This window comes from Nocardia sp. NPDC059228, assembly GCF_042754245.1.
GTDB lineage: Bacteria > Actinomycetota > Actinomycetes > Mycobacteriales > Mycobacteriaceae > Nocardia.
The window spans coordinates 72,068-94,887 of the sequence record NZ_JBHZAL010000031.1 but is presented as its reverse complement, the minus strand read 5'-3'; the positions used below and the strand labels follow the sequence as shown (position 1 = coordinate 94,887).

Genomic DNA, 22,820 nt, shown 5'->3' with positions numbered 1-22,820 from the left:
CATCGGACACAACGATCTCAACAGCAGAAGGCCCACGATGCGACACCGAAACAGGCTAACAACTTACGGGATGCATTTCAGGCGCGACACACTAGTGCTGCGTTCCTTAAAGGTGATAGGTAAAACGTCGGCGTAGGATTCTCGGTTTCGGTGCAGGACGTCCCCAGACCCATGGTCGGGCGCGGGCGTTGAGTGCGGCGGTGGCTTGTCGGGTGGCGTGGTCGATCTCGGTTGCGTCGGCGAAAGTCTGGCCGGCGAGGGCTTCTCGCCGGAAGATCCGCCACCACGGCTCTTGCAGGTTGAGCCAGCACGCCCCGACGGGGATGAACGCGTGTTTGATCCGTGGATGGTCTTCGAGCCATTCGCGGGTGGATTTGCTGTTGTGGCTGGAGAGGTTGTCGGTGATCACGTAGATATCGCCGACGGGGTTGGCTTGTTCGACCAGTTCCAGAAAACGCTGATAGTTGATGCTGTTGCGGGAGGAAGCGGTGAGCGTGACGGCGTGGCCGTCGCGGACGCGGATCGAGCCGTACACCCAGACCCTGTCCGGGCCGCGCGAATATTCCAGGGGTGCCTTGATCCGGTGACCGTCGACCGACCACCCCGGGGCGGGGCCGAATGTACGAGGCGACACCGGGCCCAGCTCGTCGGCGCAGACTACCGTGGCACCTTCGGGTGGCTGCGTGTACAGACCGACGATGTGGGTTCTTTTGGGACGAAGTAGGGACCCTTGCTCGTCGTCCACGACCGTGGCCGACGCCATCGAACGCCCTCTGCGACAAGGATTCTGCGAACCTGACTACGTCCTACGACGATGCCCTCGGCGCGCAGGACATCGGTCAGGGAATCCAGAGTCCAGCACGAGGCTGCCGCGTCTTTCTCGGCGTGCAGCCCACCGTCGGATTGCCGCATCAGACGCCCTGGCGGCGTTGTGGCGACCAAGGCCACGATGCGGCTTCGGTCAGCCGCGGCTTGCGCCCTGACCCGGCCTGGTCTCCCAACCCTTCCAGTCCGTGAGTGTTGAACCGGTGCAGTCGTTCTCGCACCGTCTGTGGATGGCAGCCCAGCTCGCCCGCGATCTGCGCGGTCGACTTACCATCCCAACTCGCCGCGATCATCCGCGCCCGCCGGATCCAATCCCCAGGCGCATGCCGAGCCGCGGCCAGCTTTCGAATCTTGCGCTCTTCCAACACATTACGCGCGTCTCGCGCAACCAAAAGCTTCGGCAGAACCCACCTCGACCACGCCCGAACCACCAAGACCAGCAACAAGTTACACGATCATTGAGGAACGCAGCACTAGCTCTGAGCAGCAGTGCGCCAGATAGGTGGCAGACGACAGATCTCGGGTTCGTGCCAGATTGTTGGCGCAACTTCGTGTTCGGTGTCGGTGTCAGAGGTGCATTTCCTGGGCCAGTTCGGCGAGCTGGGTGAGGAGGACATTCGGCTCGGTGGGTTCGGAGCTGACGGGCGTGGGCTTCGTCTTGGATGCCGCTGGTGGGGTTTCGACTTCGCCGGTGACCGGCAGCGGGGCTCGTGGTGCCGGGCCGCGGCGACTGCGCAGATAGGCGCGGACGGATTCGTAGGTGATGGCGCAGTGGTGTTCGTCGAGCAGGCGTTCCCAGATTTCGCGGGCGGAGATGCGCTTCTTGCCCGCCCGAGGTCGAGGCCAGGTGAACCGCCTTGCCCGAGAACGACATTCGCAGCGAGAACAGAAACCAGGTCAGCGTCTCACCACGGCGGCGCACCACGAACTCCCCGAAATCGACCTCGGCCTCCTCGCCGGGATGATGCGCCTGCGGGATGAACACCTCGGTGGGCTCGCAGCCGGCCTCGATCCGGATCTGTGGTTTGCGGTCGCGAATGTAGAGCCGGACGGTGTCGTAGCCCAGATCGGTCATCCCGTACTCGTCGAGCAGCCGGTGGTAGATCCGCATCGCGGTACGGCGCTGCTTGTGGGGCGCATCCAGATCCGACCGCAGGATCGCATCGATCACCGGCTTGAACGGGTCCAGCCGCGATTCCCGTTGCGGATACTCCTGCCGCGGCGGCGGCCACGCCGATTCCATCGCCTTGGCGACCGTCACGTGGCCCACGTGGTACTTGGCCTCGATCGTCATCTTCGGCACCCCCGCACGCAGGTCGCGGCGGATCGCCGCATACAACTCCACCCTCGGATCCCTGGCCACGACACCACACCTCCACGGTGTCGACCATCGTCAACCCATCAACGCCCCACCACGCCGGAATTCGCTCGTACCGACCCCACCGACACGCCCACCACGCCGACCTTCACCAGCAAACCCCGCCGGAGATGACCCGTGTAGCCAATGCCGCCGAACTGGCGGCGCGAGTTGCACATCGCTGCCGCCGACACTCCCAGCTCGGCGGCGATCTGCTCGCCGGGCCTGCCCCTTGGCGGCCAGCTGAGAGTCACGGGCAAAGTGCCGATGAACCGTGGAGGCGGCCGACCATATCGCAGCCGCGGCCGAGCGCAGCGAAGACGACGATTTGACCTTGCATGGCGCTTGGAGCTCCGGCATCCGCTGGAGGTCCAAGCCCGTGAACGGGAGCTTCTCGCGCGGAAGGTTTTCGATTGCTGACTGGCAGAGCCGCGACCCAAGTCGCACCTGCCATTCCGGAACCCAAATGGGTGTGACCTCACACTTCGGGCTTCGGGTGGGTGGCGTCGCAACCTCCATCAACCGTGGGTCACACCCTCGCGTCGCCAGCCCGACACTCATCAATCCCAGGCCAGTCCCCTATGATCCGACCTTTCCGGGACCTTGGCTGGGGTCCCGGACGTACACCGTCAGCACTGGTTTCTCAGCGCCTGACTCATCAGGCCCAGAAACCTGGTCCCACATGGTGTCGATCATTGGTTGCAAGAAGAGCTGGCCGAGTTGGCGGACCATGATATCGATGATCTGCGTCGAGTCGCGCCTGTGTGGGGACACGAGGCCGGCGTCGCGCGCTTTGGTGAGCTCGGTGCGGGTTAAATCCGTCAGACGCTCGAGCAGCTGCCCATTCTGCCCAGTCGGGTCCAACAATGCCCGGCGCAGGTAGTTCACCACGGCTGGATTCGACTTGAGCATTTCCTCCACGGCGGCATCGCGGGCCGAGGCGCTGTCTCTGGGGGTACCACTTGCTGGGACCCGCTCAATCGCCTGAGCGAAGTAGTCGACCACCAACTGCTCGACGGCGTCACGGATGCCGTCCTTGGTCTTGAAGTGGTGCACGAGGAGCCCGACCGTGACACCTGCGGCCGCGGCGATTGCGCGCATTGAGGTTCGTTCCTCACCGAATTCCGCGTACAGGTCCATGGCGGCGTTGCGGATGCGCGCCTTTGCGGTCAGGTCGTCCGGGCTCGCGCGCGGATCGGTTCTCGGTCCCATCTTGCTCCCTCGGTTAGAGAGGGAGCATACCGTCTGCCCAAACCACTAGACATTCGTGCAAAAGACTATACGATCGTATAGCGTGGTAGGTGAAAGGAGTCCAATGCACGACATTCTCGACGGCGTTCGCGTCGTATCGCTCGCGGTGAACCTCCCGGGACCGCTCGCGGCCGCCCGGTTGGCAAGCTTCGGCGCGACCGTGACAAAGGTCGAACCTCCGATGGGTGATCCCCTGGCCGCTGTAGTACCCGACTGGTACTCCGAGCTCACAGGCAAGCAGCACGTCACGGTTCTGGATCTGAAGGACTCGGGTGATCGCGCCAAGCTGGAGGACGAGCTGGCAGGTGCAGACCTGCTGCTGACCGCTATGCGCCCCTCAGCGCTACGCAGGCTCGGGCTCGACAACGCGCACGAGAAGTTCGCGGGGCTCTCCCACATCGAGATCGTCGGCCACGACGGCGATCTCGAGGAACGTCCCGGACATGACCTGACCTACCAGGCCGCGTACGGGACTCTGCAGCCTCCATTGATGCCGACAGTGCCGGTCGTCGACCTCCTCGGTGCCGAACGCGCGGTGTCCGCCGCCCTACTCGCGCTGCGGAACAAGTCGAACTCCACTGCTGGACGACGCTATCGGGTAGTGCTCGAGGATGCGGCTGCCGATGCCGGCGCGGCAGTGCGGTACGGGCTTTCGGGACCCGGTGATCCGCTCGGAGGAGCGATCCCGACGTACGGAATCTACGCGACCGCCGACGGCTATATCGCCTTGGGCGCAGTCGAACCGCACTTCAGCGCGCGCACGCTCGAGGCTCTCGGCGTGGCCGACACGCACGAAGATCTCGCACGGGTCTTCGCGGAAGAGAACACCAGTCATTGGGAAGAACTCGCCGAGAGGGTGGATATCCCCATCGCCGGCATTCGCACGCCAGAACGAGGAGTTGTGAAGTGAACGCTCGCGAAGCAGTGATAGTCGGGGCCGTACGCACCCCGGTCGGTAAGCGGGGCGGCGCCCTGAGCCAGTGGCACCCGGCAGACCTACTGGGTCACACGCTGCGAGAACTGGTTGAGCGCAACGGAATCGATGCCGCCGATATCGACGATGTGATAACGGGGTGCGCAATGCAGCATGAGCACCAATCCGGCAACATAGGTCGGCACGCGGTGTTGGCTTCCGGACTGCCGGAGTCGGTGCCCGCGGTGACCCTCGATCGCCAATGCGGCTCGGGTCAGCAAGCCGTCAACTTCGCGGCGTTCGGCGTCATCGCCGGCACCTACGACTTGGCGATCGCCTGCGGCGTGGAGTCGATGTCGCAGGTCCCGATTCCGGCTGCCTTCGCTCCCGGCGCCCCGTTGGGCCCGCAGTATGCGCCGCGTGAGCTGGCGCGCTACGACAACAAGATGGTCGCGCAGGGCGCGGCGTCGGAGCTGCTCAACACTCACTTCGGGTTCACTCGTGAAGAACTCGACGAATTCGCGATGCGTAGCCACCAGCGCGCCCACGCAGCCACCGAGGCGGGCAAGTTCCGAGAGCAGATGGTCGCGATTACCTCGGATCCGGCGGCCGGTACCGGCCCCGAAATCACCGAGGATGAGGGCATCCGCAAGGAGATGGACCCGGCGAAGATCGCGTCGCTGAAGACGATCTTCGCTGCGGACGGCGCCACCACCGCCGCGAACTCCTCGCAGATCAGCGATGGTGCCGCCGCCCTGCTGATCGCCAACCGTGGCTACGCGGAGCGACACGGGCTGCGCCCGCGGGCCAGGCTTCTGTCCATGTCGGTGGCCGCCGCCGATCCGATCATTCAGTTCACCGCTGTACTCGACGCCACCCATAAAGCGCTCAAGTTCGCTGGCCTGACCGCCGAAGACATCGATCTGTTCGAGGTCAACGAAGCCTTCGCCGGGGTCCCGCTGATGGTCCAACGAGAATTCGGCATCCCCGACGACAAGCTCAACGTCAACGGCGGCTCGATTGCGATCGGACATCCTCTCGGCTCGACCGGCGCGCGGATGCTCACCGACCTGCTGTGCGAGCTCGAGCGCACTGGAAAGCGATACGGCCTGCAGACCATCTGCGAGGCCGGCGGTACCGCTAACGCCACCATCATCGAACGGATCTGAGGAAGAACATGGTCCCGAACATCGTCAAGGGCCTGCCGTCGACGCACGGCGACAACTATCAGCTCAACACCACCAATCTGATCCGGCATGCGGTGCGGACCTACCCGGAGCAGGAAATCGTGTATCGCACGACAGCCGGCGGCTGGGGGCGGTACACGTACGCCGACGCGTACATCCGGGTCAAGCAGGCAGCGAACGCGCTCAAGGCTCTCGGTGTCGGCCCGGCCGACACCGTCGGACTCCTCGACTGGAACAGCAAGCGGCACTTCGAGCTCAGCTGGGCCATCCCCGGCCTTGCCGCGGTCATGCTGCAGATGAACCTGCGCCTGTCGACCGAGGACCTCAGCTACGTCACCGACCACGCCGACGCGCAGTGGATCCTGGTCGATGAAACCCTGCTGCCGATCGCCGAAGCCCTGGCACCACACGTGCCGAAGGTCAAGGGCTGGATCGTGATGACGGACAAGCCGCTCGCAGAGATCAACACCACGCTCGTGAATGTCCTACACCTCGAGGACCTCATGGCCCAGGCCGACACCGAAATCGATTGGCCCATCATCGACGAGACCTCCGCCTACAGTGCGTGCTACACGTCTGGAACGACGGGTCGCCCGAAGGGGGTCTACTACTCGCATCGGGGTAGCTACCTGCACGCGATGGCGATGGCCGCGGCCACCAACATGCGCCGCGATGACACCGCGATGCTCATCACCCCGATGTTCCACGGCCAGTCGTGGTCGCTGCCACACACCACCATGTGGGCCGCAGCGAAGATCGTTCTGCCCGGCCGCTACATGGCAGAGAACACCTCGCTGCTGGTCGACAAGATGATCGAGGAGAACGTCACCGTCGCCAACGGTGCACCGGCCATCTTCCAGCCGATGCTGGATTACATCAAGACGCTGGAAGTGAAGCCGGACTTCAGCAGGACTCGGCTGCTCTCAGGTGCGACCGAGCCTGCGCTGTCGCTGATGCGAGAGTTCTACGAGCTGACCGGCGCGGACTTCGTCCAGGGCTACGGCGCAACCGAGACAACCCCGCTGATCACCATGAATCTCGGGATCAAGCCGTCGTTGCAGGGCACGATCACCGACGACGAGAAGTGGGACCTCAAGCGTTTCCAGGGCCTACCGACGTCCGGTGTCGATATCCGAATCGTCGACGCCGCGGGCAACGACGTGCCGCACGACGGCAAGAGCGTCGGCGAGGTGCTGGTGCGCGGTCCGTGGGTCATCGAGCGGTACCACAAGCTCGAGGACGACGCCGATCGCTTCCTCGACGGGTACTGGCGCAGCGGAGATGTCGGGACGATCTACCCGAACGGGTACTTCAAGCTGACCGACCGCATCAAGGATGTGGTCAAGAGCGGCGGCGAGTGGATCTCGTCGATCGACATGGAGAACGCTATCGTCGGGCACCCGCTGGTACACGACGCGGCCGTCGTCGGCGTCGCACACCCGAAATGGCAGGAGCGCCCGCTGGCCCTCATCGTGCCCGTCGAGGGCGCTGAGCTCACCCGCGACGACATCATCGCCGTCCTCGGCGACCGCTTCGCGAACTGGCAGATGCCCGACACAGTTCTCTTCGTCGACGAGTTGCCGCGCACCAGCGTCGGCAAACTGGACAAGAAGGTCCTGCGGGTCGATTACGCCGACGTGTACAAGGATGCGGCGCCGTGAGCGAACAGCTTCTGAACTCGACTCGGCGCGGCGCGGTGGCTCTCCTCGAGATCAACCGGCCGAAGGCGAAGAACAGCCTCAACAATGAGTTGCTGGATGCGATGGCAGCGGAACTTACGGCGCTGCGAACCGACGAGAGTGTGCTGGCGGTCGTCATTTCCGGCGCCGACGGCGTGTTCTGCGCCGGCGCCGATATCACGGCGTTCGACGAGATCCGTGCCCAGCCGCTGGTCGGCGCCGGAACCGGCGAGACATTCTGGTCGATCCTCGAGGCATTCCCGAAGCCGGTCATCGCGGCCGTGGAGAGGTTCGCCCTCGGTGGGGGCTGCGAACTGGCGCTGGCCTGCGACATCGTGATCGCCGGCGAAGGTGCGCGGTTCGGTGTTCCCGAGGTAAAGATCGGAGCGATACCCGGCGCCGGCGGAACCCAGCGACTGGTCAAAGCCGTCGGCAAGTCCAAGGCGATGGCCATGCTCCTGACAGGCGACTTCATGACGGCCGAACAAGCCTGCGCGGCAGGCATTGTCGCCGAGGTGGTAGCCGATGGCGAGACGCTCGCCCACGCGACCGCGATGGGGCAGCGCATCGCGCAGAACTCACCGCTGGCGGTGGCATTGGTCAAGGATGCGGCTCTGGCCTCCTTCGAAACCTCGCTGGCTCAGGGCCTCGCACACGAAAAACGCAACTTCTACGTGGCTGTGCATTCCGCAGACAGCCTCGAGGGGCAGACCGCGTTCCTCGGCAAGCGCGCTCCCAAATTCACCGGAAGGTAGAGAACACCATGTCTGAACTGTTTCCCGAGTATGTATCTCCGTGGGAGACCGACGACCAGCGGCTCCTACGCAAGCACGCCGCGGAATTCTTCCGTAAGGAAGCCACACCCAACCAGGCCAAGTGGGCCAAGCAGCAGCAGGTCGACCGCGAATTCTGGAACAAGGCCGGCGACGCCGGACTGCTGTGCCTGAACCTGCCGGAGCAGTACGGCGGCGGCGGAGGCAGTTTCGGTCACGAAGTTGTGGTCATGCAGGAACGTGCGTACGCGCACGACACGGCATTCGGCTTCGGAGTTCATTCGGTGCTGGGTTCGCAATACATCAGCAGCTACGCCTCCGAGGAGCAGAAGCAGCGGTGGATTCCGAAACTGGTCAGCGGTGAGATGGTGATCGCGGTCGCGATGACCGAGCCCGGCACCGGATCGGACCTGCAGTCGATTCGCACCACGGCGGTCCGTGACGGTGACGAGTACGTCATCAACGGTTCGAAGACGTTCATCTCCAACGGATCCCACTGCGACCTGCTGGTGATCGTGGCGAAGACGGAGAACGGGATCTCCCTGATCGTCGCCGAGACGCACGGCCTCGCGGGGTTCGAGCGCGGCCGGGTACTCGACAAGATCGGCCAGCACGGCCAGGACACCCGTGAGCTCTCGTTCACCGGCATGCGGGTGCCGGTAGCGAACCTGCTCGGCGGTGTCGAGGGTAGGGGCTTCGCACAGTTGATGGAGCAGCTTCCTCGCGAACGGCTCACCATCGGCATCGAGGCTGTCGCGATGGCCGAGGCCGCAGTTCTCGAGACCATCAAGTACGCCAAGGAGCGCACCGCGTTCGGCAAGCCGATCCTCGACTTCCAGAACACGAAGTTCGTGCTGGCCGAATGCAAGGCGGAGGTGCTCGCCGGCAAGGCGCTCGCCGACTACTGCATTCAGCGATACCTCGACGGCACCCTCGATCCGGCAACGGCGTCGATGGTCAAGATGTGGGGATCCGACAAACAGGTCCAGATCATCGACCGATGCCTGCAGGTATTCGGTGGTTACGGATACATGATGGAGTACCCCATCGCGCAAATGTATGCCGCGGCTCGGGTGCAGAAGATCTACGGCGGCACCAACGAGATCATGAAAGTCCTGATCGCCCGCAGCCTGTAGGCCACCTTTCAATTAGTGCCGCACAACGAACTGGTGCCGCACAACGATTTTCGATAGAAGGAAGAAGCCCATGGAGATTGCAGGTACCAGCGCACTCGTGACCGGCGGTGCCTCCGGACTCGGTCTGGCCACGGTGGCTGCCCTCGCGAAGTCCGGCGCTCGCGTGGTCGCGATAGACCTCCCGTCAGCCAGCACCGACGCGTTGACCGCGCTCGGCGACGACGTCCAGTTCGTGCCCGCTGACGTCACCGACGAGGACGCGGTGACCAAGGCCGTGGAGCTCGCGAACGCCGACAACACCTTGCGCATCGTCGTCAACTGCGCCGGCATCGGCAACGGCATCAAAACCGTGAGCAAGAAGGGCCCGTTCCCACTCGATGCGTTCGAGAAGGTCATCAAGATCAACCTGATCGGAACCTTCAACGTCCTGCGCCTGGCGGCATACGCGATGTCGCAGAACGAGCCCGTCGCTGGCGAGCGCGGCGTCATCGTCAACACCTCGTCCGGCGCGGCCTTTGATGGTCAGATCGGCCAGGCGGCCTACGCGGCGTCCAAGGGCGGCGTGATGGCAGCGACCCTGCCGATCGCGCGTGACCTGGCGTCGCTGCTGATTCGCGTCAACACTATCGCCCCGGGGCTGTTCAAAACGCCGCTACTCGCCTCGCTTCCGGAAGCCGCGATGACCGCACTCGAGGCGCTGACGCTGCACCCGCACCGACTCGGCGATCCCAGAGAATTCGCACATCTGGTGGAGGCCATCGTCACCAATCCGATGCTCAACGGCGAGACCATCCGCCTCGACGGCGCCGTCCGGATGCCTCCCAAGTAATGCCGGAGAATCATTCGAGCCGCGACATCTATGCGGACGATCTGGTTGTCGGCGAGAAGTACGAGCTCGGACACCACACGGTGACCGAAGAAGAGTTGGTCGACTTCGCGTCGAGGTGGGATCCACAACCGTTCCACATCGATTCTGCGGCGGCCGAGGGCCATGGTTTCGGCGGGCTCATTGCGAGCGGTCTGCACACTCTCTCGATCTATCAGCGGCTTGCTGTGCTCCGCGTCGACGGTCGGTGGAAGGCGATCGCAGGCAGGAAGATCCAGGAGGCCGTATTCGTCCGTCCGGTCCGCCCAAACGACGTGCTAACCGGATCGATGGTGATCACCGAGGTATCGCTCGATGACCGCTCTCGCGGCCGTGTCACTACGGCGGCCGAACTGGTGAACGGCGAAGGCGATATTGTGCTCACCGCCACCGCAGTTGTTTTCCTGCACAGTCGTGGACGGACCGTGTAGGAGGCGCGGGTAGGCATGGAACCGTCACCATCCCCGCCGACAGGGACCAGGCCGACCACCGAATCGCGCTTTGGGTGAGCTTGAGCCACTGGGCCACGGTTTCCTGGGCCAGCGGGCGGCCGTGGAACGGGAGGTCGCCCAGCCGGGAACCGTGAGCCTGGTCGTGCGCGGAACCGCGGTGAAGGATCACAGAAGCTCCGCGGGGATCTTCAAGGTCTCGGCCCAGTAGATGAGCTTGCTGAGCCGCTGGCACGCCGCTGCGGGATTCGTCGTCGACGTTGGTTTGGATGATCAGGTTCTGGTAGCCGGACAACTCGAGGCGCAGCGCGTCCGACAGTGGTGATCCGCCCAGATTGACCAGCAGCTCAGTACCGCAGTCCCGCGCGGCCCTGACCACGCGGATCACTGCGGCCTCGATGAGCTGATACGCATCGAGATACACCATCGACGCCGTGCCGATCGGCGACAGGTCGCAGCGGCTCAACTCGTCGGTGACCTCGGGCAGGTACGCGAACCATGTCCGGGTATCCCGCCCGTCTGCGACCACGACGATCTTCGGGGTCACGACATCGGCGCTGACTACAGCAGTTGAGGGCACGTGATGCTGCTGTAGCCAGCGACCGACTCTCCCGCCCACGTCATCGTTGCCGATCCGGTTGGCCACCAAAAGAGTTGGGACATCCAGCGCAGCGAGAACGGCGGCCGTCATGGGGCCGTCCGCGGCGATGGACTCCTCGGTGGTCAGGATTTCGGCCCCGTGGTTCGGAGCGGGGAACTTCGGCACGCTCCACAGCTCGGCCGCCGCGAGGTAGCTGACGCACACTGCCGGTCTGCCTTGCGTGGTCATACGATCTACCAGCCGAAGACCGAGAACTGCTGGCCGGCGTCGATGTGCTCGAGCGCAGTCCGGCAGTAGGCGATCAGGTGATCAGGCAGAGGGTTGAGCGAAAACCATTCCAGCCCATTGCATTTGTCCGGTTCTCGGTTGACGGGGTCCTGCTCCCATTCGTCGACGAGGAAGAAGAAGGCCATCCGGCCGCCCGAGGACGAGTTGTGCATGATGTGGGCGAACTGCACATCTTCGGGCATGATGCGGACGCCTACTTCTTCGTCGGCTTCACGGATGAGAGCCTCGACGACCGATTCGCCTGCCTCGAGGTGTCCGGACGGGAGATGCCATGCCCCATCCTCGTACCCGGTGTTCTGGCGCTGACCGAAAAGCACTCGGTCAGCGCGGCGCAGCAGCAGATGCACATCGCCGGTCACCTTGTGACGCGGCGGCTTTGCGACCTGGCTCGGCTGAATAGCCGTGTCCACAACCACTCCTTTCGAAGGCTCCGCACATGCGTTGAGCTGGTTTGTTTCTGGAGGAACTGGGTCGAGCGCACCGAGCCTAGTGCCACTTGAGGTGATTGATTATGCGTCGGATGCATACCCGGCGGACGCCGCCGTGCATGGAAGCCCGGCCAGCTGTGATCCACGCTGAGAGCAGGGCAAACGCCGCCGATGTCACCCGAGGAGATGATGAAGCACGCTCTGCCGGAACGAAACCCAGGCACTCACTATCCATTCCCGGTGGCCCCGTCGATCCTCAGCCGATCGACGACATGATTCAAGTTGCTCGTGCTGTCCGCCGATGGGCCGACGACGACCTCCGCCCCGGGGGGAACACAGGATCCCGGCATGCCTAACGCCACCCGCGGCCGGCAGCGGTGCCTGCGACGTCGATGCTGGTGCTGACGCGACCGAATACTTCGGGTTGAGGTTTTGACTTTGACCTCATCTCGCGCCACGAAGGTCTGGTCGAAATCGTCGCTGCCGAGCCGAATTTGGCTGTTGCTGCTTGTCGTGTTAATGGTGATCCTCCTGCATGCCAAACAGTTCCTGGGCGCAGCGATTATGGCGGCGGTGATCGCCTCTTGGATCCGCTGTAAGGACCTGCGGGCAGAGACCGCCCAGCTTGAGCAATCGGTCGCTGCCCGGAATGCCGAATGGGATGCCCAGGGCTTACGTGAAAACATTCCCGTCGAGGTACTGAATGGGCCACGTTCGTCGTGGCGTGATCCTTCGGCCATCTTCGGGGCGAGCGCGCCGCTACTGGTGACCCTCATATGCTGCATCTGCGCCATCGCGGTGTCACTGGTCGTCGGGTATGTGGCCGGTGCACTGGTCTTCTTTCTTGGGGCCATCCCTGCTACGAACCCGCTGATTGCCACCGAGAACCGTGACAGCTGGGCATCCCGACTGCGTCGTGGCGCTGCGAAGAGGCGTTTCTCGTAGCCGCTACTGATCGCCTGTTTGCCGCTCTGTCACCCCGGCGCCGAACAAATGTCTGCAGTGGATTCAGGTCGACGCCGTATCGCGTAGTGCCCGGAAGTCTGGTCCGAATCCGAGTTCGTCAATCGGAGGATTCTCTCCCGGCGGTCCGAACCATGCCGTCGGCACAGCGTCGAAGGGAAGTCCGGGCTGGGGAACGTGCCGGGTTGGGGTGCATCGATGTAATGGCCCTTGTGCTGCATCGAGGATGACGCGCATGTGTGGGTCGATGTGCGAGACGAACAGTGTGCTCATCGCCGTGCGGTCTTCGGTGACGCGCGCGGCTTCGAACACGGCATGCAAGGCGGCCAATCGGACCGCCACTCCGTGGTGTGCCCACCATTGCCGACACCAAGTGTATTGGCCTTCACGATGATTCGCCGCCACCCGGACCGCGGACACGGGTAGGAGCCATCGGTCGACGAAGGTGGAGTAGTGCGTGAAGCGTGGTGGTTTGGTCTTGCGGTCTGCGCCGTCATCATTCGCGGGCCGGGGACGGCGCGGCGGCCCGAACCATCCTGGCGGTACCGGTTCCGCGGACAATGAAGGCAGTGCGGTGTGTTTGGCTCTGGCGCAGCGGTGCAGGGGACCGTTGGCGGCATCGAGGATAACGCGCATGTGGGCGTCGATGTGGCTGAGAAGAAGGCTCGAGATGGCGCCACCGGATTCGCTGCGGCGCGAGGCTTCGAACGCGTTGTGCAGGTGCGCGATTCGCACGGCGACAGGACGATGCCGCCACCACTGCGCACACCACGTGTATGTGTTCTCGCGGTTGGCTTCGGCCAGCCGGACGGTGACGAACGGAAACAGCCATTTCTCACCGAATGCGACGAAATCGGGAAATGCGGGGGGCTTGGGCACCTTCTTGCCGGATCCGCTCTGAGATGAGGCCGGCCCAGACGATGTCGTGGTCACTGCGGGGTACCTCCTTGCCGTCCGTTCTCGCTGGGCGTTCGCGGCTTTTTCACCAGCGAAACGGTGCGCTCGAACTCGGCCAGGGAAGCGTTGACGACCGGCGCGAGCTCTGGGTGGTCCCACCAGAAGATCTTGCGCACGAGGATCGGTTCGTGGCCCGGCAGCCGGATCAGGGCGCGGTTTTTGGGTAGTGCGCCGAGTTTGGCGACGTTGAGGATCGGCTCGGCGCGCCAGGACACGGTGTGGTTGACTCCGCCGGGGCCGATGGAGCGGGAGCGGTCGGCGACGTCGTGTTCGTCGATCATTTTCGACCATTCCTCGAGGTAGTTCACGGCGGCGATGTTGCCGCCGTAGAGTTCGATCGATTGAGCGCGCATGGTTTTCACCCCGTTGACGCCCCACAGGTCTTCGCCTTGTTCGAGGACTTGGATGATGGTCATGAGGATGATGCCGCAGCCGCCACAGTAGGTGTAGTAGCTGGGCAGTTCACCGATGCGGGCGCAGTTGGCGGCTTCGTCGAGGACCGCCAGCAGCGGCACCGCCAGCCGACCGTCCAACCGTGAACGTGCCACGGCGAGGGCGGCTTCGAGGATCTGTCCCACCAGCGCGGCGGTCAACGGTCCGGCGGAGTCGGGACCGGCCATCGACAGCGCGTAGAGGGTGTCGTTGCTGTGGACGAAGTGGGCGGGTTTGAATTCCGGTAGTGCGTGGGTGGCGGGTTCGTGGGTGATGTCGATGACGATGGTGTCTTCGCCCTCGTAGACGGTGAAGCGTTTGCGGGCCGGTGGGGTGATCATGCGGGCGTAGTCGGCGTCGCTGAGCACGTTGAGGAATCGTCTGCCCATGTCGTACAACCCATCTCGTTGCCGGGCATACAGGCTTTGCGCGTCGAGGATCCGCTGGGCGGGCCGGTGGTGGCCGTGGTGGCGCAGGATCAACGCAGGTGCTTGGTCTTGGTCGCCGGAGAGCCATTCGGCGACATGCAGCAGATCGCCGCCGGCACACGCCGCAGCGAACATGTACAGGGCCAGCAGCTCCTGCGCACCACCATCGAAGTACGAGTCGACCTTGGCGTTGGCTTGCTGGGCTGCGGAGCCGGAGGATCCGCTGACGAAGAAGGCCGCCAGCTTCCGTGCGGCGGGCAGGCTGTTGACCTTGGCGAGCAGATCGACCCAGAACTCGCATTCCGCGCGTCCGGTGACGGCTTGCAGGTCACACAGCCACACACGGCCACGCTGCGCGCGCCCGAATCTGGTGTGCCGGTAGAGATCGGGTTTGTTGCTGGTGGCCAGCGCTGGTCCCCAGGCCGAGAGCAGCGCGGGGATGGCCCAGGCCATGGTTTTGCCGGTCCGTTGGCCGGCGGCGATGAACACCCCCAGCTCGGCGGGCACGAACAGGTCGACATCGCCGATCACGGTGCGTCCCAGCGGCGGCCCCGGGCGCTGGCGTATGTCGGCGGGTGCGTCTTTGAGCAGGCGGGTCGCGGCAGTGCGGTTGTCTCGAGCTCGGGCGAGCGTGATGGCGCGTGGTGGGGCCATCGTTCGCGCGGCCGAGTCGAGACCGGCACGCGCGGGCAGCCGCCGCCGAGTCGCGAGCGCGCCAGCCGCGCCGCCGCCAGCGAAAACGATGGCGACGCAGGTGGATTGCCACGGCCAGGTCCGTCGTCCGAGAGCGATCTCGAGCAGCGCGGCGACCGGATTCGCCGTCACCGGCAGCCCTGCCATCAAGCTCCCCGCGGACAAGGCAGCCCAGCCGAGAAGCGCGACGAAGACAGCAGCGAGGAACAGTAGTAGCAGCCATGCTTCCTCGCCGAGGCCGCCGGTCTTGCGGCGGCGAGTCTCTCTCACCGGCATGACACCAACTCCGCTTCGCGCGTCAGGTGCCGTGGGATCGTTTGCTGTGCATTCGCTTTCATGGCTGCACCCCGAGCTCGGTCTCCGCACTCGATGAGGTGGGGTCGTGCGTGGCGGGATCGGTTTCGGTCCAGTTCTCGGCGTCCGCGTCGGCGAGAACGGCGTCGATGGCTTCGACGATCCGAGCGCCGCCCTCAGCGGATGCTGGGTTTGGGACGTCGGTGGAAACTGTTGTGCCGTTGGTTGTTTCAGAGGATAGATGGATGATGACGTCGGTGCGCTGTGGCGGGCTGGTTTGTCGGCTGCGTAGGGCGGCGGCCTCGGCGCGGGCGCGGTCGCGTTCGTCGGACAGTTGCGCGATGCGGCCCAGACGCGGGTGGGAGGGTTCGGTGCTCCAGTAGGTGCCGTCCCGGCCGAGGACATAGGCGCGGTCGACATCGGGGGCGGGCACGCCGGCGCGCAGCGCGTCCCGGCGCGCCGAGGCCAGCCCGTCGCGTAAGGCTTCGAGTCTGGTGATGCGGGCTTGATCGTCGTTTCCGTCGAAGGCGTCGGCGAGGCTGCTGTGTTCGCAGGCGAGGTCTTGGACCTCGCGCAGCAGCGCGGCCTGGCGTAGCTCCCACACCTCGGATTGGGCGTAGTTGTAGCTGATCGGCGCCTCACGCACAGCCCTGGGCAGCAGCATTGCGCGGGCGTCGCGGCCGGTATCGAGATCACCGGCCTCTTCCTCAGCGTCAAGGGCAGCATCGGTCGCGGTGATCACAGCCTCGATCTGATCGAGAGTCGTCGCGGTCGCGTCGGCGGATCTGTCACGGGGTGCGCCGAGGGTGCGCTCCACGGCAGTGCGCGAATCGGATTCGGGTCCGGCTCGGTGCGCGTGGTCGGTGAGTGCGGGCTCGAGCTCCAGATTCGGGAATCGGTGCACCGCGTCCTGGGTGGAACCGGCGACGGGGAAATCGGTGCCGTGGCCGGTGATTGCGCGGGCCTGCTGCAGGCTGCGCCACAAGGTGTCGTCGACATCGAGATCTCCGGCCTGGCGTGCGCGAGCAAGTTGGTCGAAGTTGCGGCGCGCGAGGTCGGGGCGGACTTCCCAGCCCATTACCGCGGCCTGCAGCGTCTCCCACATCCGGCGGCGTTGCGGTGATTCGTGGCGTCCCCACCGCGTCGCGAGATCGTCTGCCTGCTGGGTCATGTCGGCGGTGTCATCTGGTGTGTCACCGAAGGGTGCGATCTCGCGCAACTGGTAGTACTTGGCGAAATCGGCGCGCAGTTGCCGTTCGATGCGGTCGGCCGAGTCGGAGTAGTAAGCAGGGTTGGCGTACCCGACCGGTTCAGCGATCCAGGTCATGGCTCGACCTCCGGTGCGGGCGCGGCGGACGGGTGCGGTGCGACCGGTGGCGCTGGGTGGGCCGGATCCTCGTTGGTGGTCGGATCGGCGCCTGCCAGAGCGACCTCGACCGCAGTGCCGATGTCGGTGCCCGCCGGTGGGCCACTGTCGGGAGATTCCGCTACGTTCAGGGCGGCGTCGACGGTGTTGGCGGCGGCAAGGATCGTGTTGGCCTCACGCAACCTCGCCAGCGATTGCGGCGCGTTCACCGTCTCGGGGCGGCTGGTGTTCCAGTGGTGGTCGACGATTTCGCCTAGCAGTTCGCGGAGCGAGACCTCCTGCTGGGCCACGGTGTCGCCGAGGGCGTCGATAGCGGCCTCGGCGGTGTCCAGCCGCTGAGTGAGGTGTCGGATCCGTTCGGCTTGTTCGGCGTTGTGGCTGCCGAGGTGATACAGCTCGTGGCTGAGGTCTTCGAGACGGCCCAACAGCCGGTGAGCGGGCTGCTGTTCCCAGGCGAGTCCGCTGGCACCGACCTTGTCGGCATGCTCGATATCGGCGGAATCGACTCCTGCCTGCGCGGCGTCGAGGCGTGCCGCGTGCAGGTCTTCGGCGATCCCGTTGACGAACATCGCCCAGCGGGGTCGGGGATCGCCGATGTCGAGATCGTTGGCGACGGCGTTGGTCATCCATGCCGCGCGCAGGAATGCGGCGTTCTGGACGGCTTTGAGTTTCGCGGCGTGGACGGCGTCGATGTCGTCGGCGCCGAATCGGTGAGCGATCGCGCCCTCGCGCAACGCTTGGGGCACATCGAATTTCGATCCATACATCCGACGCACAGCCGCCAACCGATCCCCCGCCGGCGTAGTCGTCGGGGTCGGGTCCTGTGCACGTAAGGGCCGGGCCGATCCGGATGTGCGTGGGAGCTTTCCAGATGCTGGCTCGTCAGCAGAATTGTCGAAGTATTTGTCGGACACCATGTTTCCGCCTTCGCGGTCGCCTAATGTCCCTCGCGGAGAAGTTGCTGAGTAGTTCTCGCAGTGGTCGGCGCCAGCGCGCCACAACGAGTCCGATATCCCGCGGTGTTCTCATGCGACGTGCATGGTCACCTGTGCAGGAGACCACGGTCGAGTCAGGGTTCGGGCCCGGGCGTAGGTGGTTTTTGACTCGCGGCGGTGTCGGGCGGAGGCGGTTGCGGATCCCAATGCCAGCCGACGTCGGCCGGCAGCGCCACGTCGACGGCGATTTCGATGTCCCAGTGTGGGGCCGGCGGCTGGAAGGGGTGCTCGCGCAAGGCGTGCGCGGCGTCGGCGATGAGCTGCTCGGGCGTCGGTGGGCTCACGGCGCTGCGCGCGAGCCGACGTCGGGCGTGTTCGTCACCACTGAGGTAGGGCGGGACCGCGGAAGAGGGGTTGGGTCGCGTGTACTGCCGCCACGCGAATTCCAGGGTCAGGTTGTCCCAGCTGTTCACCGCGACCGCTGTCACCTGCCGCAGTCCAGCGGTTTCCGTTGCACCCCACAGCTTCTCGGCGTCGTGATGGTTCAGTTGCGCGGCGTCGGCCAGTGCGCGGACCCGCAGGTGCAGCAGGTGCATGTTGTTGCGGTATGCGGTGCCGGAGACCGGGTCTGTCCCGAATTCGTAGGCGCCCTCGCGGGTGCGGAGTTCCCGGGCGGCGGCCACGTACGCCATGCGTTGAAGGTTCCACACCTCGACGCTGAGCATGTCGAGATAGAACTGTTTGGCTTCGCCCACCGGCTCCAGGGACATCTCCGGTGCGGGCGTCGGCGAGTATTCGCCACCGACGGTGCGGGCTCGTTCGATCCAGGGTTGCGGGATCCCGACCGACAGTGCGATGCGTTCGGTCGCTTCCCTCGCGGCGGACAACGCGTCGAGGTGATCGAGCCAATCTTTCTCGGCATCGCCGTCGGTGCCGTCGTAGCCTTGGGGCCCGAGAGCGTCGATCCGCCGGAACTCCGCGGCGAAGTCGTGGACCTGCCGGAGCAGATCGATCTTCCACCGCTCGATCGCCACCGCCGGCGGCTCCCGATCGGGGCCGGTCAACGCGAGCACCCCACGCCACCACAAGTGTTACACGACAACATAATTCGCATCACATATGTCATGGCTCGAGCTCGCTGTTCACGTGTGGCTCGCTCCCATGCCCAGATGTGCCAGGCAGTGGGTGGTCCTGAGTGGGCCAGTCGGCCGTCAGGTCCTTCGGCAGTGCGGCCTCGACGGCGGTGGTGATCGCGGTGTTCTCCGCGCTGCCCGGGGAGTCGAGGTCGGCGACGGTGGCGTGGGCTTCGTGCAGCATCTGAGGCGGGCGCATCGGCATGTCCGGTAGCGGAATATCGGGGCCGTGTTCGCCCGCGCGCCGCAACTTGCCCAGGGACTTGCGGGCAGCGGTCGCGATGGCGGCATCGCCGTATCGGCGCCACCGCGTGTGGAGTTCACCGAGGTCCTCACCGCCGAGGTAGTGGCCTACCCGCTGCGCCCACTCCTCGGGCGCCACCTTCCACAACACGGCCCGTTCACCTGCGCTCATGCCGATCGATTCGGCGGTACGTCCGGCACGCATCCACAACGCGGCCATGTTGCGATGCAACTGCTGCATCACCGCCTGCTCCATCTCCGAGACAGGCTCCCCGACAGGTCGGGTGTGCAGGTAGGCGGTGTGGACGGCAGCCATGTCCTTGAGCTGTTCGACATCGTCGGCGACCCGCCGAATCGTGCGCCGCCACCCGCGGGGCGCGGGATCGGGCAAGGCCTGGTCTTCGCGCCACGGGTAACCGCGTTGCCCCAGAGTCCGGACCCGATCGATCCACTCGACCGGGACACCCGCAGCGCGAGCCTTGATCTCGGTCAGATCCCGGTCACGATCGACAGCATTGATTTCCGCGATCGCCCGCATCGATGTTCGCGCGTCACCGCCACCTTCGTACATCGCCTGCAGCAACCGGCCGCTGTGCAGTGCCAGCCCTTGGATGCGTTGCAGCAGCGCGATCTGGTCCGCGGGGATCTCCCGCCCGCGGGGCTGCGGGTTCGGCTCCGTCATCGCTTCCCACCCCCTGCGTTCACAGGCGGTGTGGCCCGGCGCGGGGCGCACCGGCTCATGGCTCGGCCCCAGGGGAGGGATCCACAGGTGGCGCCGATCCGCCGGAACCCTCGGCCGGTTCGGTGGTCCACGCCAGTTCGGCCTCGGTGGGCAGGGCCGTGTCGATGGCATGATCGATCACTTGGGCCATGACGGTATGGCCGGCGGCATCGATCGCGGCTGAGGCCTGCTCATACATGGTGTGCGGCAAGGGAATAGGGTCTGGGGCGAACGCCTCGGCGGGGTCGATGCCGAGCGCGCGCAGGTCTCGGTGCGCTTCCTCGGCCAGACCGGGCCAGGCGTAGATCCGCCAGCGTTCTTCCAACCCCGCGTGGTCGAAGGTGTCGACAGTGGCGGCCAGCACCCGCTGCCAGCCGGGCACGTCGGTGGCCCACATTCCCGCGTATTCCTCGGCGGTCAAGCTGATGGCGTGCGAGACCGCGGTCGCGCGCATCCACACCGCCGCCATGTTGCGTTCGAATTGAGCGGCCACCTGCGAACCCGCCCCAGCGCCGATGGGACTGGGCCACAGCGCACCGACCATGTGGATGGCGGCCATATGCTGCAGCTGCCAGGTATCGTCGGCGACACCGTCGATCATCTTGTCACGCACCGGATTTCCGGCATGCGCATCGGAATACACGCGAAACCCTCGATGCCCCAATAACCGGGCATCCTCGATGTGCGCGTCGGCGATGCCCACCGCGCGGGCGTGGGCTTCCACCTCTGCACGGGCGTCGGCCAGCAGGTGCAGCTGGGTCCGCCACGCCAGCACCTGAGCATCCCCGTTCATGCCGGTGATCTGATATCCCTGCTGAAGAACACGCACACGATCCGCGGCAAGGTTCTGAATCCGATCGAGCACACGCAGCCGCCAGCGCGGCTCCCCCGTCATCGCCGTAGGCGGATTCGGTTCGGTCATGAGAAGTCCTCTCGACTTGTACTGCCATGCAATGCACTGGTTTTCATCGATCGATCACCCCAGAGCGCCCGGGAAGTCAGGGGTCCGGTCCCTGCGTTTCCAGCGATGGGCGCACACACTCACCTGACTGTGTGGCGATCTCGTCGAGCCCCGAAGCCGCGGGCCGTTGCCGATCCAGGGCCGCCGCAGCAACGGCGTCAGCGATGACCTGCCCGTGCACCGATGTGATCGGGCCGGCGTGGACGGGCCTGTCGGCGACGAAGTGCTCGGTGGGGTGGCCCAGGCTCCGGTGCGCGGCCCCGGCGAGGTCGGCCAGCTCCGACAAGGGCGCCACGATCAGCTCGTGGTCGGTCAACACCAACCCGGCCAGGTCCGAGATAGGCGTTGGTTGCTCTGAAGCCGTTGCGTACCTGCTGAATTCGGTGTCACGCCAGTGCTCGAGCGATCGGTCGTCCCAGTCGTGTACCGCGGTGACGGTGGTGTATGCCCATTCAGGGCCGCTCGGCCAGATTTGTTCTCGTTCCGCCGCGCTGGGATCGAGCAGCAACCCGACACCGGCGATGCGTTCCCAGGACGCGGCCATCACGCGGCTCAATTGACCGACAGGCCAGAGCCGTTCACCGCTGGCACCGAAAATCCTGCCGGTGGCCGCGACCGCGAGCGCGGTCTGCAATGCCCGCGCCTCCGCACTCAGCGCGGCGATCAACGCGTCGCGGTCGACAGGCTGCGGGGCCGGCCAGTACTTGCGGGCATCGTGCCAGCTGATCGATTGTTCGCCCTTGCCGCGCACATGCGCGATCCAATTCTGCGGCACGCCACCGGCCCGCGCGATGGCCTCCAGTTCCCGGCCACGTTCCACGTGACGCTGATAGACGGAGTAGAAGGATTGGGGTGCGAGGGTGCCGGTGACCTCACCGACGATGCGGTGGGCCTCGAGCAGGTCCGCGCACTGTTTGGCGGTGTTCTGAATTTCCCGCAACAGCACCTTCTGCGTGGCGCTCGGAGCAGCCAGTTCTGCTGGCGCCGTGCGGATCTGGTCTGGAGGCTCGTTCATGGTTCGATTCCCGGCGTTGTTTCGGCCGCCGGGGCCGGCGCCGGGATGGTGTCGAGTTCGAGCGAGGTGCTCGCGTCGCTACGGATTCCCGCGGCGTCGATCGCTTCGCCGATCTGCGCGCCGGGTTGCGGCTCCGCCCCCGGCTCGCGGGGAGTCGCTGACAGCCGTGTTCGGACCTCCTCGATCATGTGGGCCGGAGTCAGCCGCTCCCACACGCCGCGCTCCGGTGGCAGGCCGACGCCACCGAGCGCTTTGACCTGCAGGGCGAAATCGGTTGTGTCGGCACTAGCGTGGGCTCGCCACCGCTTCACGAGCGCGGCGGCATCGAGATCCCGCACAGCTGCGGTGGCTGATGCCCAGCTGCGTTCTCCCCACAGCCGGTCGGCTTCCTCGGCTGAAAGGTCGAGCACGCTGGCCATGGCGCGGGCGTGCTGGGCCAGCACCCGCAACTTGCGGTCGAACAGTTGCGCGGTGCCGACCTCGGCGCCCGCGCCACGCTCCCCGTACATGGCAGCCACAGCCGCCATCTCCTGTACACGCCGGACCTGCTGTTCGAGCTCGGCCAACGACTGTTCTCGGTCGACCCGCTCCGGGTCACGCCAGTGCACATCGGCTCGCCATCGCATCCCGAGATCACCGCGATGGCGGCACTGCTGGACCCACGCCGTCGGGATCGCCGCTGCTGCGGCGGCATTTTCGAGTTGTTGACGCAGCAGCGCATGTCCGTGGAAATCCTCATACCACGAACTCGGCGGCGGGTTGCCCGTCGCCTGCTGCCGGGCCTTCGCGCGATCCTGCATCACCCGCGCCATCGCGGCCTGACCATGAACGGCCTTGAGGACTTTCATCTGCATCCGGGTCGGCTTGCTCATCGCCTGCTCCCGACCGACGAAGCCCTCGCATACGGCTGGCGCGCGGCCCTTGGAC

At 65.4% G+C, this 22,820-nt stretch carries 24 protein-coding genes; 8 read left to right on the top strand and 16 right to left on the bottom strand.

Annotated features, from left to right (window positions below):
- Positions 1–106 precede the first annotated feature (106 nt).
- The 5 genes from ACFXKA_RS33790 to ACFXKA_RS33770 all read right to left on the bottom strand — a co-directional run bounded on the left by ACFXKA_RS33790 (position 107) and on the right by ACFXKA_RS33770 (position 3,394).
- Positions 107–763 carry an IS630 family transposase gene (locus ACFXKA_RS33790; protein ID WP_379430399.1) on the bottom strand — a complete coding sequence of 219 codons (657 nt, stop codon included), beginning with the start codon at positions 761–763 and terminating at the stop codon, positions 107–109.
- A 148-nt stretch (positions 764–911) separates the two neighbouring features.
- On the bottom strand, positions 912–1,118 hold the full coding sequence (locus ACFXKA_RS33785) for a helix-turn-helix domain-containing protein (RefSeq protein ID WP_379430398.1): 207 nt from the start codon (positions 1,116–1,118) through the stop codon (positions 912–914).
- Positions 1,115–2,170 carry a hypothetical protein gene (locus ACFXKA_RS33780; protein WP_379430397.1) on the bottom strand — a complete coding sequence of 352 codons (1,056 nt, stop codon included), beginning with the start codon at positions 2,168–2,170 and terminating at the stop codon, positions 1,115–1,117. Before ACFXKA_RS33780 ends, ACFXKA_RS33785 begins: the two co-directional genes overlap by 4 nt.
- 56 nt (positions 2,171–2,226) lie before the next feature.
- The gene (locus ACFXKA_RS33775; RefSeq protein WP_379430396.1) at positions 2,227–2,436 is read right to left on the bottom strand and encodes a hypothetical protein; all 210 of its coding nucleotides are present in this window, start codon (positions 2,434–2,436) and stop codon (positions 2,227–2,229) included.
- A gap of 325 nt (positions 2,437–2,761) precedes the next feature.
- Positions 2,762–3,394, bottom strand: a complete 633-nt coding sequence (locus ACFXKA_RS33770; protein WP_379430395.1) for a TetR/AcrR family transcriptional regulator — start codon at positions 3,392–3,394, stop codon at positions 2,762–2,764.
- Positions 3,395–3,497: 103 nt separating this feature from the next.
- Here ACFXKA_RS33770 and ACFXKA_RS33765 point away from each other — a divergent pair, with 103 nt between their 5' ends.
- The 7 genes from ACFXKA_RS33765 (at position 3,498) to ACFXKA_RS33735 (ending at position 10,417) form a co-directional block, all read left to right on the top strand.
- Entirely contained in the window at positions 3,498–4,343 is an 846-nt protein-coding gene (locus tag ACFXKA_RS33765; protein ID WP_379430394.1) for a CoA transferase, read from the top strand.
- Complete coding sequence (locus tag ACFXKA_RS33760) at positions 4,340–5,515, top strand: thiolase family protein (RefSeq protein ID WP_379430393.1); 1,176 nt, start codon at positions 4,340–4,342, stop codon at positions 5,513–5,515. Before ACFXKA_RS33765 ends, ACFXKA_RS33760 begins: the two co-directional genes overlap by 4 nt.
- A gap of 8 nt (positions 5,516–5,523) precedes the next feature.
- On the top strand, positions 5,524–7,194 hold the full coding sequence (locus ACFXKA_RS33755; RefSeq protein ID WP_379430392.1) for a long-chain-fatty-acid--CoA ligase: 1,671 nt from the start codon (positions 5,524–5,526) through the stop codon (positions 7,192–7,194).
- Positions 7,191–7,967 (top strand): enoyl-CoA hydratase-related protein, encoded by a 777-nt coding sequence (locus ACFXKA_RS33750; protein ID WP_379430391.1) that lies wholly within the window; start codon positions 7,191–7,193, stop codon positions 7,965–7,967. The genes ACFXKA_RS33755 and ACFXKA_RS33750 overlap by 4 nt, the downstream gene beginning before the upstream one ends.
- An 8-nt stretch (positions 7,968–7,975) precedes the next feature.
- On the top strand, positions 7,976–9,121 hold the full coding sequence (locus ACFXKA_RS33745; protein ID WP_379430390.1) for an acyl-CoA dehydrogenase family protein: 1,146 nt from the start codon (positions 7,976–7,978) through the stop codon (positions 9,119–9,121).
- A gap of 70 nt (positions 9,122–9,191) precedes the next feature.
- Positions 9,192–9,950, top strand: coding sequence for an SDR family NAD(P)-dependent oxidoreductase (locus ACFXKA_RS33740; protein WP_379430389.1), 759 nt, complete (start codon positions 9,192–9,194; stop codon positions 9,948–9,950).
- Positions 9,950–10,417 (top strand): MaoC/PaaZ C-terminal domain-containing protein, encoded by a 468-nt coding sequence (locus ACFXKA_RS33735; protein WP_379430388.1) that lies wholly within the window; start codon positions 9,950–9,952, stop codon positions 10,415–10,417. Before ACFXKA_RS33740 ends, ACFXKA_RS33735 begins: the two co-directional genes overlap by 1 nt.
- Here ACFXKA_RS33735 and ACFXKA_RS33730 read toward each other — a convergent pair.
- Together ACFXKA_RS33730 and ACFXKA_RS33725 are read right to left on the bottom strand one after the other, a co-directional pair.
- Entirely contained in the window at positions 10,368–11,264 is an 897-nt protein-coding gene (locus tag ACFXKA_RS33730) for a hypothetical protein (RefSeq protein ID WP_379430387.1), read from the bottom strand. The two genes, ACFXKA_RS33735 and ACFXKA_RS33730, sit on opposite strands and share 50 nt — an antisense overlap.
- A gap of 5 nt (positions 11,265–11,269) precedes the next feature.
- A complete protein-coding gene (locus tag ACFXKA_RS33725; RefSeq protein ID WP_379430386.1) occupies positions 11,270–11,740 on the bottom strand; it encodes an NUDIX domain-containing protein in 471 nt (156 codons plus the stop codon).
- 450 nt (positions 11,741–12,190) lie between these two features.
- Here ACFXKA_RS33725 and ACFXKA_RS33720 point away from each other — a divergent pair, with 450 nt between their 5' ends.
- On the top strand, positions 12,191–12,697 hold the full coding sequence (locus ACFXKA_RS33720; RefSeq protein WP_379430385.1) for a hypothetical protein: 507 nt from the start codon (positions 12,191–12,193) through the stop codon (positions 12,695–12,697).
- 63 nt (positions 12,698–12,760) lie between these two features.
- On the opposite strand, the gene ACFXKA_RS33715 is transcribed toward ACFXKA_RS33720, so the two are convergent.
- The 9 genes from ACFXKA_RS33715 to ACFXKA_RS33675 form a co-directional block, all read right to left on the bottom strand.
- Complete coding sequence (locus ACFXKA_RS33715) at positions 12,761–13,648, bottom strand: DUF4913 domain-containing protein (RefSeq protein ID WP_379430384.1); 888 nt, start codon at positions 13,646–13,648, stop codon at positions 12,761–12,763.
- The gene (locus ACFXKA_RS33710) at positions 13,645–15,501 is read right to left on the bottom strand and encodes a type IV secretory system conjugative DNA transfer family protein (RefSeq protein WP_379430383.1); all 1,857 of its coding nucleotides are present in this window, start codon (positions 15,499–15,501) and stop codon (positions 13,645–13,647) included. Before ACFXKA_RS33710 ends, ACFXKA_RS33715 begins: the two co-directional genes overlap by 4 nt.
- 58 nt (positions 15,502–15,559) lie before the next feature.
- On the bottom strand, positions 15,560–16,846 hold the full coding sequence (locus ACFXKA_RS33705; protein ID WP_379430382.1) for a hypothetical protein: 1,287 nt from the start codon (positions 16,844–16,846) through the stop codon (positions 15,560–15,562).
- Positions 16,843–17,631: a hypothetical protein gene (locus tag ACFXKA_RS33700; protein WP_379430381.1), complete on the bottom strand. Its 789-nt coding sequence runs from the start codon at positions 17,629–17,631 to the stop codon at positions 16,843–16,845. Before ACFXKA_RS33700 ends, ACFXKA_RS33705 begins: the two co-directional genes overlap by 4 nt.
- Before the next feature lie 323 nt (positions 17,632–17,954).
- Positions 17,955–18,893 (bottom strand): hypothetical protein, encoded by a 939-nt coding sequence (locus tag ACFXKA_RS33695; protein WP_379430380.1) that lies wholly within the window; start codon positions 18,891–18,893, stop codon positions 17,955–17,957.
- 49 nt (positions 18,894–18,942) lie between these two features.
- A complete protein-coding gene (locus ACFXKA_RS33690; RefSeq protein WP_379430379.1) occupies positions 18,943–19,878 on the bottom strand; it encodes a hypothetical protein in 936 nt (311 codons plus the stop codon).
- A gap of 55 nt (positions 19,879–19,933) precedes the next feature.
- Positions 19,934–20,839, bottom strand: a complete 906-nt coding sequence (locus ACFXKA_RS33685) for a hypothetical protein (protein WP_379430378.1) — start codon at positions 20,837–20,839, stop codon at positions 19,934–19,936.
- 76 nt (positions 20,840–20,915) lie between these two features.
- Complete coding sequence (locus tag ACFXKA_RS33680; RefSeq protein WP_379430377.1) at positions 20,916–21,893, bottom strand: hypothetical protein; 978 nt, start codon at positions 21,891–21,893, stop codon at positions 20,916–20,918.
- The gene (locus ACFXKA_RS33675) at positions 21,890–22,765 is read right to left on the bottom strand and encodes a hypothetical protein (protein ID WP_379430376.1); all 876 of its coding nucleotides are present in this window, start codon (positions 22,763–22,765) and stop codon (positions 21,890–21,892) included. Before ACFXKA_RS33675 ends, ACFXKA_RS33680 begins: the two co-directional genes overlap by 4 nt.
- Positions 22,766–22,820: the final 55 nt, after the last annotated feature.

Excerpts from the sequence above, each read along its gene's own strand:
- ACFXKA_RS33790 (WP_379430399.1), bottom strand. The coding sequence starts at position 763 with ATGGCGTCGGCCACGGTCGTGGACGACGAGCAAGGGTCCCTACTTCGT.
- ACFXKA_RS33785 (WP_379430398.1), bottom strand. The coding sequence starts at position 1,118 with ATGATCGCGGCGAGTTGGGATGGTAAGTCGACCGCGCAGATCGCGGGC.
- ACFXKA_RS33770 (WP_379430395.1), bottom strand. The coding sequence starts at position 3,394 with ATGGGACCGAGAACCGATCCGCGCGCGAGCCCGGACGACCTGACCGCA.
- ACFXKA_RS33765 (WP_379430394.1), top strand. The coding sequence starts at position 3,498 with ATGCACGACATTCTCGACGGCGTTCGCGTCGTATCGCTCGCGGTGAAC.
- ACFXKA_RS33755 (WP_379430392.1), top strand. The coding sequence starts at position 5,524 with ATGGTCCCGAACATCGTCAAGGGCCTGCCGTCGACGCACGGCGACAAC.
- ACFXKA_RS33745 (WP_379430390.1), top strand. The coding sequence starts at position 7,976 with ATGTCTGAACTGTTTCCCGAGTATGTATCTCCGTGGGAGACCGACGAC.
- ACFXKA_RS33740 (WP_379430389.1), top strand. The coding sequence starts at position 9,192 with ATGGAGATTGCAGGTACCAGCGCACTCGTGACCGGCGGTGCCTCCGGA.
- ACFXKA_RS33735 (WP_379430388.1), top strand. The coding sequence starts at position 9,950 with ATGCCGGAGAATCATTCGAGCCGCGACATCTATGCGGACGATCTGGTT.
- ACFXKA_RS33730 (WP_379430387.1), bottom strand. The coding sequence starts at position 11,264 with ATGACCACGCAAGGCAGACCGGCAGTGTGCGTCAGCTACCTCGCGGCG.
- ACFXKA_RS33710 (WP_379430383.1), bottom strand. The coding sequence starts at position 15,501 with ATGCCGGTGAGAGAGACTCGCCGCCGCAAGACCGGCGGCCTCGGCGAG.
- ACFXKA_RS33705 (WP_379430382.1), bottom strand. The coding sequence starts at position 16,846 with ATGACCTGGATCGCTGAACCGGTCGGGTACGCCAACCCTGCTTACTAC.
- ACFXKA_RS33690 (WP_379430379.1), bottom strand. The coding sequence starts at position 19,878 with ATGACGGAGCCGAACCCGCAGCCCCGCGGGCGGGAGATCCCCGCGGAC.
- ACFXKA_RS33685 (WP_379430378.1), bottom strand. The coding sequence starts at position 20,839 with ATGACCGAACCGAATCCGCCTACGGCGATGACGGGGGAGCCGCGCTGG.
- ACFXKA_RS33680 (WP_379430377.1), bottom strand. The coding sequence starts at position 21,893 with ATGAACGAGCCTCCAGACCAGATCCGCACGGCGCCAGCAGAACTGGCT.
- ACFXKA_RS33675 (WP_379430376.1), bottom strand. The coding sequence starts at position 22,765 with ATGAGCAAGCCGACCCGGATGCAGATGAAAGTCCTCAAGGCCGTTCAT.